The organism is Vibrio sp. Y20_XG_PY13, from assembly GCF_024181925.1.
Classification (GTDB): domain Bacteria; phylum Pseudomonadota; class Gammaproteobacteria; order Enterobacterales; family Vibrionaceae; genus Vibrio; species Vibrio parahaemolyticus.
The window spans coordinates 891,088-904,212 of sequence record NZ_JAMZAL010000001.1; the positions used below are offsets into that span (position 1 = coordinate 891,088).

The 13,125-nt window shown below is 45.2% G+C and carries 15 protein-coding genes; 9 read left to right on the forward strand and 6 right to left on the reverse strand.

Features of this window, described 5'->3' with window-relative positions; genetic code table 11:
* Nucleotides 1–18: 18 nt before the first annotated feature.
* From NL646_RS03885 to NL646_RS03895, 3 genes are read left to right on the forward strand one after another with little or no spacing between them, the layout of a single operon-like run.
* A complete protein-coding gene (locus NL646_RS03885; protein ID WP_025442966.1) occupies nucleotides 19–888 on the forward strand; it encodes a hemin ABC transporter substrate-binding protein in 870 nt (289 codons plus the stop codon).
* Nucleotides 889–897: 9 nt separating this feature from the next.
* Complete coding sequence (locus NL646_RS03890; protein WP_140094460.1) at nucleotides 898–1,935, forward strand: iron ABC transporter permease; 1,038 nt, start codon at nucleotides 898–900, stop codon at nucleotides 1,933–1,935.
* Complete coding sequence (locus tag NL646_RS03895) at nucleotides 1,935–2,717, forward strand: heme ABC transporter ATP-binding protein (protein WP_253663878.1); 783 nt, start codon at nucleotides 1,935–1,937, stop codon at nucleotides 2,715–2,717. The genes NL646_RS03890 and NL646_RS03895 overlap by 1 nt, the downstream gene beginning before the upstream one ends.
* Before the next feature lie 132 nt (nucleotides 2,718–2,849).
* On the opposite strand, the gene NL646_RS03900 is transcribed toward NL646_RS03895, so the two are convergent.
* Nucleotides 2,850–3,311: a TetR/AcrR family transcriptional regulator gene (locus NL646_RS03900; RefSeq protein WP_005481342.1), complete on the reverse strand. Its 462-nt coding sequence runs from the start codon at nucleotides 3,309–3,311 to the stop codon at nucleotides 2,850–2,852.
* A 525-nt stretch (nucleotides 3,312–3,836) separates the two neighbouring features.
* On the opposite strand from NL646_RS03900, the gene NL646_RS03905 reads away from it, so the two are divergent.
* Nucleotides 3,837–4,136, forward strand: coding sequence for a YfcZ/YiiS family protein (locus tag NL646_RS03905; protein ID WP_005488152.1), 300 nt, complete (start codon nucleotides 3,837–3,839; stop codon nucleotides 4,134–4,136).
* 44 nt (nucleotides 4,137–4,180) lie between these two features.
* On the opposite strand, the gene NL646_RS03910 is transcribed toward NL646_RS03905, so the two are convergent.
* Nucleotides 4,181–4,453, reverse strand: coding sequence for a YnjH family protein (locus NL646_RS03910; protein WP_005498191.1), 273 nt, complete (start codon nucleotides 4,451–4,453; stop codon nucleotides 4,181–4,183).
* A gap of 208 nt (nucleotides 4,454–4,661) precedes the next feature.
* Here NL646_RS03910 and NL646_RS03915 point away from each other — a divergent pair, with 208 nt between their 5' ends.
* Nucleotides 4,662–5,261: a hypothetical protein gene (locus NL646_RS03915; RefSeq protein ID WP_021452488.1), complete on the forward strand. Its 600-nt coding sequence runs from the start codon at nucleotides 4,662–4,664 to the stop codon at nucleotides 5,259–5,261.
* 111 nt (nucleotides 5,262–5,372) lie between these two features.
* On the opposite strand, the gene NL646_RS03920 is transcribed toward NL646_RS03915, so the two are convergent.
* Nucleotides 5,373–6,482, reverse strand: coding sequence for a 1-acyl-sn-glycerol-3-phosphate acyltransferase (locus NL646_RS03920; protein WP_005498187.1), 1,110 nt, complete (start codon nucleotides 6,480–6,482; stop codon nucleotides 5,373–5,375).
* 192 nt (nucleotides 6,483–6,674) lie between these two features.
* Between NL646_RS03920 and NL646_RS03925 the strand changes: the two genes are divergently transcribed.
* Entirely contained in the window at nucleotides 6,675–7,283 is a 609-nt protein-coding gene (locus NL646_RS03925) for an AraC family transcriptional regulator (RefSeq protein ID WP_140275068.1), read from the forward strand.
* A gap of 165 nt (nucleotides 7,284–7,448) precedes the next feature.
* Here the strand turns inward: NL646_RS03925 and NL646_RS03930 are convergent, their stop codons facing one another.
* Together NL646_RS03930 and NL646_RS03935 are read right to left on the reverse strand one after the other, a co-directional pair.
* Complete coding sequence (locus NL646_RS03930) at nucleotides 7,449–7,931, reverse strand: hypothetical protein (protein ID WP_005480810.1); 483 nt, start codon at nucleotides 7,929–7,931, stop codon at nucleotides 7,449–7,451.
* A gap of 13 nt (nucleotides 7,932–7,944) precedes the next feature.
* On the reverse strand, nucleotides 7,945–8,478 hold the full coding sequence (locus tag NL646_RS03935) for a nicotinate-nicotinamide nucleotide adenylyltransferase (RefSeq protein ID WP_005480803.1): 534 nt from the start codon (nucleotides 8,476–8,478) through the stop codon (nucleotides 7,945–7,947).
* A 222-nt stretch (nucleotides 8,479–8,700) separates the two neighbouring features.
* Here NL646_RS03935 and nadE point away from each other — a divergent pair, with 222 nt between their 5' ends.
* On the forward strand, nucleotides 8,701–9,531 hold the full coding sequence (gene nadE, locus NL646_RS03940; protein WP_005480808.1) for an ammonia-dependent NAD(+) synthetase: 831 nt from the start codon (nucleotides 8,701–8,703) through the stop codon (nucleotides 9,529–9,531).
* An 85-nt stretch (nucleotides 9,532–9,616) separates the two neighbouring features.
* Here nadE and NL646_RS03945 read toward each other — a convergent pair whose 3' ends face one another.
* Entirely contained in the window at nucleotides 9,617–11,434 is a 1,818-nt protein-coding gene (locus tag NL646_RS03945) for a hybrid-cluster NAD(P)-dependent oxidoreductase (RefSeq protein ID WP_025638764.1), read from the reverse strand.
* A 266-nt stretch (nucleotides 11,435–11,700) separates the two neighbouring features.
* On the opposite strand from NL646_RS03945, the gene NL646_RS03950 reads away from it, so the two are divergent.
* Nucleotides 11,701–11,865: a YqaE/Pmp3 family membrane protein gene (locus NL646_RS03950; protein WP_005480188.1), complete on the forward strand. Its 165-nt coding sequence runs from the start codon at nucleotides 11,701–11,703 to the stop codon at nucleotides 11,863–11,865.
* A 157-nt stretch (nucleotides 11,866–12,022) separates the two neighbouring features.
* A complete protein-coding gene (gene pyrC, locus NL646_RS03955; RefSeq protein WP_005480191.1) occupies nucleotides 12,023–13,051 on the forward strand; it encodes a dihydroorotase in 1,029 nt (342 codons plus the stop codon).
* Nucleotides 13,052–13,125 lie beyond the last annotated feature (74 nt).

Sequence of the window (13,125 nt, forward strand, 5' to 3'; positions counted from 1 at the left end):
AAAACTGAGAACATTTTCATGAAGAACACATTATCACCAGTGCGCACTGCGTTGACTGCTGCCGCTCTGTTACTTGCAAGCACGAACCTTTTTGCCAACAACGCCCCGACCTCAGAACGCGTCGTCAGTGCGGGCAGCGCCGTTACCGAACTATTACTTGCGCTCGATGCGAAAGACAGCTTGGTCGCCGTTGATGTAACCAGTACTTTGCCGCAAGGCATGGAGTTACCCGACGTTGGGTATCATCGCCGACTTTCAGCAGAGGGCTTGTTGGCACTGAGCCCAACCAAGTTAATTGGCTCTGATGAGATGGGACCAACTACCACCTTAAATCAACTAAAGTCGGCAGGTGTGGATGTCGAGATAGTCAATACAGAAGCCAACGTTAACGGGCTTTTGCATCGTATCGACCAGATTGCAACGATCATGAACCGTGAGTCTCAAGCAGCAAACTTGAAGCAAGAGGTAAAAACGCAAGTCGAATCTTTGCAAGCGAATCAGCCTGCACCTTCTGCTAAAAAGAAAGTGCTGTTTTTGCTTATTCACGAAGGTCGCCCAGCCAATGTTGCAGGCTTGGATACCACGCCAGACGCCATCATCGCGTTAGCAGGCGGTGATAATCCTGCGGCGAAAAAACTGACCTCTTATAAACCACTGTCAACCGAAGCGATGGTAGAGATGCAACCCGATGTCATTTTAGTTAGTGGCCGCAGCTATGAGACCATGGGCGGTGCAGACGCCATTTTAAAGGCGATGCCGTTACTTGCAGCAACACCAGCAGGCCAGACAAAGAACATCATCACCATTGATGGACACGCTTTGGTTGGCGGTTTGGGACTTAAAAGCCTGTCAGAGGCTAAACGTCTCAATACCTTGCTTTACCCATAGAGATTTTCGATGCTGTTACGACGTATTCCTTTATCAACCACGCTGATTACGCTGTCTGGGTTTTTAGCGTTTATCGCCATCGCTTCTATAACCGTCGGCCCGATGAACATCAGTTTCACAGACAGTCTGCGCGGCTTAATTGGCGCACATTCAGAGCTGGCACCGCACATTCAACTCGTTATCAATGAGATTCGCCTGCCTCGTACGATTTTGTGTATGTTCATCGGCGCAATACTCGCCATTTGTGGTGTAGTCATGCAAGGGCTTTTCCGAAACCCATTGGCAGAACCCGGCATTATTGGGGTTTCTGCTGGTGCGGCGTTGGGCGGCGCTTTTGCCATCGTCGTTTTTGCTGAGTTTAGCCAAAACCATCCTCAACTCATGAACTTAGCAGCGTTGCCATTATTTGCTTTTCTGGGCGGTGCTCTGACAACGGTGCTGGTGTACTGGCTCGGTACGAATAAGTTTGGTACGTCCGTCACGATCATGCTGCTCGCTGGCGTGGCGATCAGTGCACTTTCAGGTGCCGCGATCGGCTTTCTCAACTTTTCTGCGGATGACCAAATGCTGCGCGATTTAACGTTGTGGTCGATGGGTTCGCTTGCGGGCGCAAACTGGGCAGGCATTGGCTTAGCTTCTGTGACTCTCGCGGTGCTACTTTTCTGGTTTAACAAAAAATCCATGTCTTTAAACGCATTATTGCTTGGTGAATCAGAAGCTAGCCACTTGGGCGTTCCGGTACAAAAATTGAAGCGTCAGCTCATTCTGCTTTCCGCCGTAGGCGTTGGTGTCACAGTTAGTATCTGCGGAGCAATCGGCTTTATCGGTTTGGTTATCCCACATCTCGGACGCATGCTAGCAGGCCCAGATCATCGCACACTGTTACCTATTTCGGCGTTATTAGGGGCTTTATTGCTGACCTGTGCAGACATGATCGCACGAGTGTTATTAACACCAGCCGAACTACCTGTCGGAATCGTAACTGCGCTCATTGGTGCGCCATTTTTCATTTACTTACTGTTCCAGCAAAGAGGGAAGATTCTGTAATGAATCACGTGGTTTTATCTGGCCGGAATATTTCAATGAAATACGGCCATCGACTAGTACTAGATGACATCAGCATCGATATTCGTGCCGGCGAAGTGACGGCGTTATTGGGGCCAAACGGCGCGGGGAAAAGTACACTACTTAAACTTCTGTGTGGTGAGGTTCCATCACACAACGAGATTGACTATTTTGGCGAGCCTAAAGAAGCCTGGAAACCTGAAGAGATAGCAAAGCACCTCGCCATGCTGCCACAGCACAGCACGCTCACTTTTCCATTTTTGGCACGAGAGGTGGTCGAACTCGGCGCGATCCCTTTGTCACTTTCAAACAAAGAAACGACTGAGCTTGCCCTGCACTACATGCAAAAAACCGATGTTCTGCACTTAGCGGAAAGCTTGTACCCTGCCCTCTCAGGCGGAGAGAAGCAACGTTTGCACTTGGCTCGAGTGCTAACGCAACTGCATCAATCTGGTGACAAAAAGATTCTGATGTTGGACGAACCGACGTCGGCACTGGATCTCGCCCACCAGCACAACACGCTTAAAATTGCTCGTGAGGCGGCAAAAGCGCAGAACGCTGCGGTGGTTGTCGTATTGCATGACTTGAACTTAGCCTCACAATACGCAGACCGACTTGTGTTGCTCCATAACGGCAAACTTGTATGCGATGGCAACCCTTGGCAGGCCCTAACGCCCGAACGTATTGAACAAGTTTATGGGTATCGCTCTATCGTGACAAAACATCCGACTCTGGACTTTCCTCAAGTCCACGCTGCGGCATAGCTTAAAGAGGCGCAGAGCCTCTTTAAGAAGCGCTTTCGAGCACTAGCCGGCTCTGTCACTCACTTGTTTAAATTTCCCCTCAGAAACGCAAAAGCCCCGCTAATAATTAGCGGGGCTTTTTGTAATTTGCGATTATTTGCTCATTTGAATCAGCGAGCGTCCAATCAACCATTCCAGTTCTTTATCTCCACCTGAGCCAAACTGGCTTTCTACCATTTTGTACAGACGATCAATGCCATTTGCTGCAAATTCGTGAGCGCTTTCAGACGTAACAATGTGATGGAATAGTAGTCGTAAAATCGCTAAGAATTCAGAGTCTTCTAAAGCTTTAATCCAGCTCTGTGAAAACGCATCTAAACCTTTTTCGAACTCTAGATGTTCGATAAACATTTTAAAGATACGACCATCTAGTGCTGCGGTGAAGTCCGTTTTCTTAGGAAAATGGTGGCTAATACCTGTACGCGATACACCTGTCTGCTGACTCAACGTCGTGTACGACATTTTGTCGTAACCAAGTCTTAGCAATTGATCAACAACGGCATCCATGATCTTCTGGATAGTGATTTCGGTATCTTCTTTACTACGCTTTGGCATACTTTAAGCTCTTCTCTTTGTAAATCCATCTAACTCACAATTAAATGAGGCCAGAATGAAATCATCCTCAGCATTATGTACTGTGCTTTCCTAACGTAACGTTAGGCCCTCAATCATAACGAAATTGCACTGCGTAACGTGCAATTTACGGTGATATTTGTGTCAATACACGTCGCTTAAAATCAGGCGAAAAGTGAATTGCATCAAAACCTTGCGCCAAATTATTCATTGAAACTATTCAAAGACCAAGAATGATAATTATGTAGAAATAATCAATCAAGAAATAGTCTTATAAATTTACCCCTAGTTCAACTGGCCTGGCCCAAATCTCGTTAGTATGTTGGTTAATTGCTCTTAAATGTTGATACATATCACATTAACGTTATTGTTAACTTACTCACCCAACCGTTAACCGGCAATTAACAAAACAACATACTGTTGTATTTTTATACGAAACTGCTCATTTTTGTAGATACAGATCAAATACCTGCTAGAATACCCTTAGTTTTTACAAGAGGATTCGTTATGAGTGTCGAATTAGAAGAAAGCCAAGTATGTGAAGCTTGTGGCTGTGCTGGTGAGATTGGTTTCATCATCAAAGAAGGCGACGAGGTTGCTGACGTAACGATTTTCGCAGAGACTAAAGATGCATTAGAGTCTGAGTTAGCGAAATACATCGAACTAGCTAAATCAGTCTGCGCTGGCGTTGAATACAATGTGTCAGAGCTGACAGAAGAATCTAAAGAGCTAACCGCTCGATTCAAGTTTGAAGTAAGTGCAGAAAAGCTTATTTTTGAACTGAAAACTCGCTCTCTAGCGCGTTAATTCAATTTAAAGCGAGCAACGAGCTCGCTTTATTCTTATCTAAATCACTTCTTTTGCTTCAACACGACCCACTTTAACGACCCATTGGTTTCGTAGTCGTTTTCATCAGAGCACACCAAAAGCACATCATCGACTTTGATTACCGCACCAGCGGTATAGGCTTTATCTTCATAGTAACAAATTCGCTGGCCTATTTTACCATCAGCAACCACCAAAGCCTTTGACTCCGGCGTACTGTAAGATTTGGCAAAAACTGAACCAGACAATAGCGCGACCATGGCGCTCAGAGTAAAAATAGAAACTCTTTTAAACTTCATGAATATCCCCTTATGCCCTAACAATACTAGCAAGGAAGTATTTCAGGTTCTTGGCAGAATCTCATATTCTAGCAATTTGTTCTTACTTCTAATTCTCAGATATTCCTCCACGTCGTTACGAACAACGGCGAGTTAAGCTCAGGCCGATATAGCCGTCACCGACTCTTTAGGTTATGCTTTTATCGTTTTTTATTGGAAAGTAATCGTTATGCGTTTCATCCCTTTAGCCCTCGCGTTAATTGCATTTAGCTCGTCTCCTAGTGCTTACGAGCTCGATTACTATTCCAAATTTGGCCATATCGACAACTATGGCAATCTAGATCTTCGAAACAAGCCATACACTGAACTCCCATCCGGCTTGGTCATAAAAGGGAATGTGGACATTTCCCAAACGCCAATTACTCAGCTGCCTAAGGGCTTAGATGTTGGTGGCAGCTTGGACGCGAAAAATAGCGCCCTGAAAACAATCAAGTCGGGCGTAAAAATCAAAGGTTACGCTAACTTACTTGGTAGTAAGGTTGAAAGCTGGCCCAAAGGGGTAAAGCTGGGTGGGTATTTGAACCTGACCGATACTCCGTTAAAAACACTTCCGGCAAAACTTCGAGTAAAAGGTGATTTGAGTGTGATCCGAACGCCACTGAAAGCGCTACCAGAAGGCTTGGTGGTCGATGGCAACCTCTACATTGGTGGTTCGGCCCTGACCGAGTTTCCCGACACAATGACGGTAAAAGGCAACATCTTTTTGGGTGGCAATAAGATAACCAAGTGGCCAAAGAATCTGACCTTAGGTGGCGCAGTCGCGCGTTAATTGGATAGACAAAAAGAGATACGCAAAGACAAAAACACCTCGTTCAATACGAGGTGTTTTTCATTGGATTAGTTGGATGCGCCTAAATCATTTGGGCAGCATACACAGCGACTAATCTTGGTTATTTACTGGGTTAGCGTAGCTCGCAACAAGATACGGTCTTGCGCCTTCTGGTAGCTGTTCTAGCTTATCAGCAAGCTGACGTTTCACCGCTTCTGTGATAATACTTGAATCTTCACGACCTGCAGCGAGCAAGTTGATCGGATACAACTTATAGTTCTCGTGGATCTGACGGTCGATTTCATTCGCTAGCGATTCAGGCGTTTCAAACTCTTGCTCAACCACGTCACCAAATGCCACATGAACACGACCTTTGTAACCAACAATGCCTTGGATGATGCTTTCGATATCTTCAAACTCGCCTTTTTCATAACGGCCGTTTTCTGCTTTCTCAAATAGCTCTTTTGCCTTAGCGATGTCACATGGATCGTTCTCGTAAGCAATCGAGACCGGCACAATTTTTAACGAGCGCATGTACTCACCAAACGCGACCTTTTGCTTGCGACCTTCAACATGGAACATTTTTAGGATCGCAGGATCTGTAAAGTCGTTACCGTCTTTCGCGCGCCCTTCCTTTTGAGCAATCCAAATAGAGTTACCCGTATCCAGCGAGTGTTTGATGTAGCCAGACAACTGTCCAAGCGCTTTCATCATCTCTCGTGGAGCTTTTGCAGAACGCTTAACAATAAAGCTCTTGTTCAAACGCATCAGCTCTGTCGCACACGGTTTTTTCAGCAAATTATCGCCGATTGCAATACGCACAGTGCGGTGACCACTTTGGTACAAACCGTAGTTAACTAAAGCGGGATCCATTGCGATATCGCGATGGTTAGACACGAATAAGTAGGAGGTGTTTTTATCCAGTTTGTCTAAACCAGAGAACGTGACGCCATCCGTTGTCTTATTCAACGTATCTTGAAGGTATTTTTTCACCTCGATTTGGATCGCTTCTACGGAGTCAAGTTTGCTCCACTTCGCTTTTAGGTAAATGCGAAGGAACGGACTCATGAGCGTTTTGAACCATTTCGCTTTGTTTTCAAAACGGTGATCGAGAATCGCAGTGATAAATTCATCATCTTGGATTAGACGATCCAGCGCTGCTGGAATTTCTTCGTCATTGTAAGGACGAATTTCAATATAAGGATCGGTATTGGCAGTCATTATTCATTACATATCAAAAAAAGCTGGCACATTTTACGCATAGTTTTGCTGTCTCGCAGCATTTCAACCCATACTTTTAACATGGTCATACCAGTTAGGCTACAATTTCTCATGCTAAAAATTACGGTTAGCTGGTTGGAATCGTTTAGGTTTAGCGTTACCCTTAGCGCCCCAAAAACACTGGTGATCATAATGAACTACGCTATTGAATTTCACGACGCTAATTACCCTTTTCTGAACGTTGCCGCGCGTAAAAAATCGCTAAAGCACAGTTTACTGTCTGTCGTAAGCGGATTAGCGATCATCAAATTGGGTAAGCAAGAGTATGCCATTGAACCCGGCCAGTATTTTTGGATTCCTCAAGGATGTTTGAGCTCACTCACTTTTTTACCTAACACTCATGTCCATCGTTGTGATTTTTCTGTGCGTTTAAATGATGCATTTGCTCAACAGGCCGGTTTTGTCAAACCATCGATTTTGCTGAAAGCCTTAATTGAAAAGTTGGTGAAGACCGAGACGCGTTCTGATATCCAGTTAGATTTGCTCGCTGTGGTTAAACACGAAGTACTGGCGATTTCACCAAATCTATCAAACTCGGCACTCAGCCAAGCAATCAATCAGTGGAAGCCAGGATGCGAAGCTCGCATTTCGAGAGAGCTTTGTTTGGTGCTTACGCTGCGCGAAGCAAAAAAAATGAAGTTGTCTGGGAAAAAGGAATCTCAAATTGTTGAGCACTTGTTTGCTGGCAACACAGAAGAATACGAACAGCTTTGCTTTCTAGTGTTTGGTGAAGCGCTATAAGTCAGCGGTGTATAGCGTTTTCTCACACAAAATTGCGAACACAAGATCGAAAAGGGCGTACTTTGCGGTACGCCCTTTTCTTATTCTTTGCCTCACGTAGGGTCACATATTTCCCCAAGTAACCCCAAGCACGACACACATCGAACGATTGGTGAAAACGATGAACTAAAATGGCACTTCAATTTGCATCATCCAGTCGGCGTCGTAATACTCGTGCCAACGATAGTCGAAGCGCATTCTTGGCTCACCATCAGCTTTATTACCAAAACCGATGCTGAACATGAGACCATGGCTGCGAAGCCACTCTTCTGTGGTCATTTTGTTTTCTTCTTCACGTAGCTCTTCTGGCATCCAAATACCAAGACCAAAATAGTTTTTGTCTACGTTTTGAGTAAGAAACGGAATGTCTTGCGATTTGATTGCCCACTCTTCCCAGTAGTTTTCTGTTGGACCTTCTGCTGTCGCTTCAGCAGCATACCAATCTAAGGTATCGGTACTAAGCACACCAACAGTATCAAAAATTTCTTCACAGATGGGCATGGTGTTGTCTTCAAACACCACGGAGCGATCAGAAAGATAGTTACATGCGGAGTTAGCTTGCGTCACCACAAGCAGCGCACATGCACTAAATACGGCTACTCTGACCATGAAAACCGACCTCTTATTTACCAGATAATGTTTCTCTATATAAGCCTTCGTTGAGCAACAGTTCACTGACAGTTGGTGTCGTATAGGTGCTGATATCTTTGCCTTCTATGAGTGCATTGCGGATATCCGTGCTTCTAATTTTAACTTTTTCTGGGCACGCCATGACAGTCCAACGTTCCGTAATTTCTTCCGCCTTATAAAATTTAGCAAATTTGAAGAAATTATCCGGACCAATGACAAAAGTTATATCGGCAGTTGGGTAGATTTCTTGAATTTTTTCTAATAACGCATAGGTCGTCACACTTTGTCCCGGTTGGTACAAAGCTTGCTCTAGGTCTGAGCGTTGAACATTAGAAAGCCCCATGTCCTTGATAAAGGCATCAACCAGTTTGCACCGAATTGGGTAATCCAACATATTCTTGCCCCATGCATGTGCAATGCTAGGCTCGAGTAGCACGAGATCGAAGTGGCTCAGAGACTCGATAACGCTCTTGTGACCTAAACTAGGAGGGTTAAATGCGCTACCAAAAATGGCGATTTTTTTCATATCCGGTGATTACCTGGTTGAAGAGAGTTTTCTAATCTGATGAATTCGGTATGATACTACTAATCTTTAGAGCTTTTGACACTAAAGCGACGTTTACGAGCCTTAATTGAATGGTTTATCACCATTTTAGCTCGATAACGACGTCACACTGTTTGATCTTTGGTGAATGACCACTCGAAGCAGTTTTTGTGTCTAAGATATTTGCAGGAAAAGGAACCCTAAATGGAACAATCCATCCGTGACGAAATGCGTGTATTGCCGTCAATTGACCCGCATTTCGAAATTGAACGCCGTATTGCTTTTATTAAGCGCAAGCTACAAGAAGCAGGTTGTAAGTCACTTGTGCTTGGTATCAGTGGCGGTGTTGACTCAACCACGTTAGGTCGCCTTGCCCAACTTGCTGTAGACCAACTTAACGAAGAAACTGGCAGCAACGATTACCAGTTTATCGCAGTACGTCTGCCTTACGGTGAGCAAAAAGACGAAGATGAAGCGCAATTGGCGTTGTCATTCATTAAACCTACGCATTCTATCTCTGTGAACATCAAACAAGGTGTTGATGGTATGCATGCCGCTTCTAATATTGCACTAGAAGGCACAGGGCTAATGCCAGAAGACGCGGCAAAAGTAGACTTTGTAAAAGGTAACGTAAAGGCACGTGCTCGTATGATCGCTCAATACGAGATCGCTGGTTACGTCGGTGGCTTGGTGTTAGGTACTGACCACTCTGCAGAAAACATCACTGGTTTCTACACCAAATTTGGTGATGGCGCGTGTGACCTTGCCCCTCTATTTGGTTTGAACAAACGTCAAGTGCGCGAAGTAGCCGCAACGTTGGGCGCGCCAGAGGTGTTAGTGAAGAAAGTGCCAACCGCAGACCTAGAAGAACTGGCACCGCAGAAAGCAGATGAAGATGCACTAAACCTAACTTATGAGCAGATTGACGACTTCTTGGAAGGTAAACCAGTTTCTCAACAAGTTGTCGATCGTTTAGTTTCGATTTACAAAGCAACTCAGCACAAGCGTCAGCCAATCCCAACGATTTACGACTAAGTGATCTTTTTTGCTCGCTTTTAAAACTCAAAACGCTGCTAAAATTAGCAGCGTTTTTTGTTGGTTAGTGGCCGCACCTTCTCGGTTATTCCGTTACTGTGACATCCGTTTCTGGAATCGCGCAACACGCCAATACCGTTCCCATTGCGCGTTCTTCATCCGTCAAGGCTGGTACATCTGGGTGATGAACTTGTCCTGATGTGAGCTGTACCTTACACGCACCGCACAAGCCAGCACGACAGCTATTACTCACTACTTTCCCTGCATCTTCAATTTGATCCAAGAGCGTTTTTTGATTGTTGCCTTGGATCTTCAAGCCATTGAATTCAATCTCAACCTCTTTTTCTGGTCTTGCTTCCACAGCAGAAACACCAAAGGCTTCTTGATGATAATGTGCCTCTGGCAAACCTTTCTTCAACAATAAGTTTTTGGCTTTTTGCATGAAACCATCAGGCCCACAAACAAACACTTGTCGTTGTTCAACGTCTTTGATTTGCTTGATATGAGACAGACTTAAACGCCCTTTAAGACCAAACCAATCCACCGCTGGTTGCGTTAAACAGATTTTCACTTCCAGCCCTGAATGTTCGCGTTTTAATTGCTCTAACTCTGAGCGACATGGAATATCGTGCTCAGTACGGCATTGATGGTAAAACACCACGTCATTCAGTTGATTGTGGTCTGCAAGATAGCGCACCATCGACAGCATTGGAGTAACACCACTGCCCGCCGACAGCAATAGTAGCGGCTGCGCATCATGCGTTTTAAGGTGGAACTGACCATCTGGGTTTTCTGCCTCTAATACATCACCGACTTGTAGGTTGTCTAACAAGGCATTCGACACGCGGCCACCTGCAATACGCTTAACTGAGATAGCATAGCGACCAGGGCGAGATGGGCTAGACGATAAGGTATATCGACGACCAATTTTCTTACCATTGATGTCCACCTCAATCGGCAAATGTTGGCCCGGTAAGTAGTTTGGTAAAGAGCCTTTGCTCGGTTCTAGCCATAAGGTCACGAAATCTTGAGCAATCTCTTCACGCTCAACACACGTCAGCATCATGCGCACAGGTGAGTTGTCCGGATAAAACTCCGGCTCCTTATATTCGAGCACTTCAACTTTATCGCCTTGGCGAATAATACCCTCATTGCGCGCCACAAGGTTTTGTCCAAAGAACACACCACCTCGTTCATTGGCGCGGAACTGTTGCAACGTTTTGAGCGGCTCTTTGCTTTCACGGAAAGTGCCACGCTGAGTATTGATCGTGGTAAGAATACAACGCTCACAAGGTTTGAGAGATTCGAACTCCACTTCCCCTATTCGGATGCGCTTCCAAGAATCTTCTTCAAATGGCTTGGTACCAGATACGACTAAGTTTGTGCGGAACTGATCCATGGAGTGTTGCTCAGAACTTCTTTTGTTCAATTCCTCTAGCGAAGCTTGGCTGATCACCAACACTGGATAGCCGTCAGCAAAACTCACATTTTGTCCCAGGCTTTCACGGACACGATTGGATTGTTCACCGCTAAAAAGCAACTCTACGCGCTGTCCCAATACCTGACTAAACCAATCATCCGCATCATCGGTAGTCGTGTAAGCGGTGAAGGTATCTTTCCAAACCGTTGCGGGTGTTTCCTGCATTTTGAAATCTTGATAACGGATTTTAAGTGGTTCCATTCCCAAGCTACTGAACACCACCCCATCGGCAAGCAACGCTGATTTCACGGTTACCATTTGAGGGTACTTTCGCGCAGTGATCATCGAACCATCGGCTTTGGCAATCATAAAACGACGGTCAAAACTCAACCCTTGTTTTTCTACCCATGCGGACGAAAGCGACACACCTCCGACTGATTTAACCGGAAAAACATTGATTTGGGATAAAACGGGTTGCGACATAGCCTTCTTCCTACGGGTGATCTTTAATTGTTGCAGTATTGTATACCTAAATGACATTAAGATGCAGATTCACGCATTAGCATTTATCCCAAAATCAAACCGTTAAGAGAGAAAACGACTTGGATTTACTGAGATGCCTTTACTACACTCAGAATTCACATTTTTTAACACTGCTCTGACCAAATACCATTTGATAAAGTGTGACACGAAACACATAATGCGCCATATTTTTGACGACACCCATTCATTGACTTGGAGCTTTACCCATGGATACAAAAAAACTGATTCTAATTTTGCTGTGTATCTTTCTTCCACCGGTAGCGGTTTACATGGAAAAAGGTCTGAATAAAGACTTCTTCATCAACTTGATCCTAACTTTCTTCTTCTTCCTACCAGGTACGATTCACGCACTTTGGTTAACGATGAAGTAACCACTTACACTCCTACTCTGTAGAAAAGTGAAAAATGGGATGAAATGTGAGGGCAATTCCTCTATCATCCTGTCGCCTAAGCGCAAGCGTTTGCTCCAAAAGGCAAATGCAGCGTTTAGGCTCCAATCAGACAACTTTTCAATGGTGGGAGCAATTAATGACAACACTGACTATTACTCGTCCTGACGACTGGCACGTTCACTTACGCGATGGTGAAGTTCTAAAAGACACCGTTCGCGATATCAGCCGCTACAATGGCCGCGCGCTGATCATGCCAAACACCGTCCCACCTGTTACCAATACCGAAATGGCACTTGCCTACCGCGATCGAATTCTGAAAGAGCAGCACGGCGAACAATTCGAACCACTGATGGCGCTTTACCTAACCGATAACACCACGCCAGAAGAGATTCGCGCAGCAAAAGCAACCGGTAAAATTGTCGCAGCGAAGCTTTACCCTGCAGGTGCAACGACTAACTCAGATTCTGGTGTGACCGATGCGAAGAACATTTACCACGTTCTCGAAGCCATGGAAGAAGTCGGGATGTTGCTTTTGGTTCATGGAGAAGTCACTCATCACCACGTTGATATCTTCGACCGAGAAAAAGAATTCCTTGATACCGTCCTCGCTCCTATCGTTAATGACTTCCCTAATCTTAAAATCGTTCTAGAACATATCACCACTGCCGACGCAGCACAGTTCGTTAACAACGCGTCTGATAATGTTGCCGCTACCATTACTGCTCACCACCTTCTTTTCAACCGCAATCACATGCTTGTCGGTGGCATTAAGCCTCATTTCTACTGCTTACCGATTCTAAAGCGCAATACCCACCAGCAAGCGCTAATCGAAGCCGCAACCAGTGGTAGCAAAAAGTTTTTCCTAGGTACTGACTCTGCTCCGCATGCAAAAGGCGCGAAAGAATCGGCTTGCGGTTGTGCAGGTTCTTACACTGCGCACGCGGCGCTAGAACTTTATGCAGAAGTCTTTGAAAAAGAAGGCAAGCTGGAAAACTTGGAAGCGTTCGCAAGCTTCAACGGTCCCGATTTTTACGGTATTGCGCGCAACGCAGATACGGTGACGCTAGAAAAATCAGCTTGGGATGTTCCTGAATCTATGCCATTTGGCAACGACATCGTTGTGCCTATTCGTGCAAACGAACAAATTGAGTGGAAAGTGAAGTAATCGCTTAACGTAAATAACGTGCATAAAAAAGGGCCTGACGTTCTCCGCATTAGAGACAGCATGGCCCTTTTTCA

Excerpts from the sequence above, each read along its gene's own strand:
- NL646_RS03910 (WP_005498191.1), bottom strand. The coding sequence starts at position 4,453 with ATGAAGTTTAAAAGAGTTTCTATTTTTACTCTGAGCGCCATGGTCGCG.
- NL646_RS03915 (WP_021452488.1), top strand. The coding sequence starts at position 4,662 with ATGCGTTTCATCCCTTTAGCCCTCGCGTTAATTGCATTTAGCTCGTCT.
- NL646_RS03895 (WP_253663878.1), top strand. The coding sequence starts at position 1,935 with ATGAATCACGTGGTTTTATCTGGCCGGAATATTTCAATGAAATACGGC.
- NL646_RS03925 (WP_140275068.1), top strand. The coding sequence starts at position 6,675 with ATGAACTACGCTATTGAATTTCACGACGCTAATTACCCTTTTCTGAAC.
- NL646_RS03885 (WP_025442966.1), top strand. The coding sequence starts at position 19 with ATGAAGAACACATTATCACCAGTGCGCACTGCGTTGACTGCTGCCGCT.
- NL646_RS03920 (WP_005498187.1), bottom strand. The coding sequence starts at position 6,482 with ATGACTGCCAATACCGATCCTTATATTGAAATTCGTCCTTACAATGAC.
- NL646_RS03930 (WP_005480810.1), bottom strand. The coding sequence starts at position 7,931 with ATGGTCAGAGTAGCCGTATTTAGTGCATGTGCGCTGCTTGTGGTGACG.
- NL646_RS03935 (WP_005480803.1), bottom strand. The coding sequence starts at position 8,478 with ATGAAAAAAATCGCCATTTTTGGTAGCGCATTTAACCCTCCTAGTTTA.
- NL646_RS03945 (WP_025638764.1), bottom strand. The coding sequence starts at position 11,434 with ATGTCGCAACCCGTTTTATCCCAAATCAATGTTTTTCCGGTTAAATCA.
- NL646_RS03890 (WP_140094460.1), top strand. The coding sequence starts at position 898 with ATGCTGTTACGACGTATTCCTTTATCAACCACGCTGATTACGCTGTCT.
- NL646_RS03905 (WP_005488152.1), top strand. The coding sequence starts at position 3,837 with ATGAGTGTCGAATTAGAAGAAAGCCAAGTATGTGAAGCTTGTGGCTGT.
- nadE (WP_005480808.1), top strand. The coding sequence starts at position 8,701 with ATGGAACAATCCATCCGTGACGAAATGCGTGTATTGCCGTCAATTGAC.
- NL646_RS03900 (WP_005481342.1), bottom strand. The coding sequence starts at position 3,311 with ATGCCAAAGCGTAGTAAAGAAGATACCGAAATCACTATCCAGAAGATC.
- pyrC (WP_005480191.1), top strand. The coding sequence starts at position 12,023 with ATGACAACACTGACTATTACTCGTCCTGACGACTGGCACGTTCACTTA.
- NL646_RS03950 (WP_005480188.1), top strand. The coding sequence starts at position 11,701 with ATGGATACAAAAAAACTGATTCTAATTTTGCTGTGTATCTTTCTTCCA.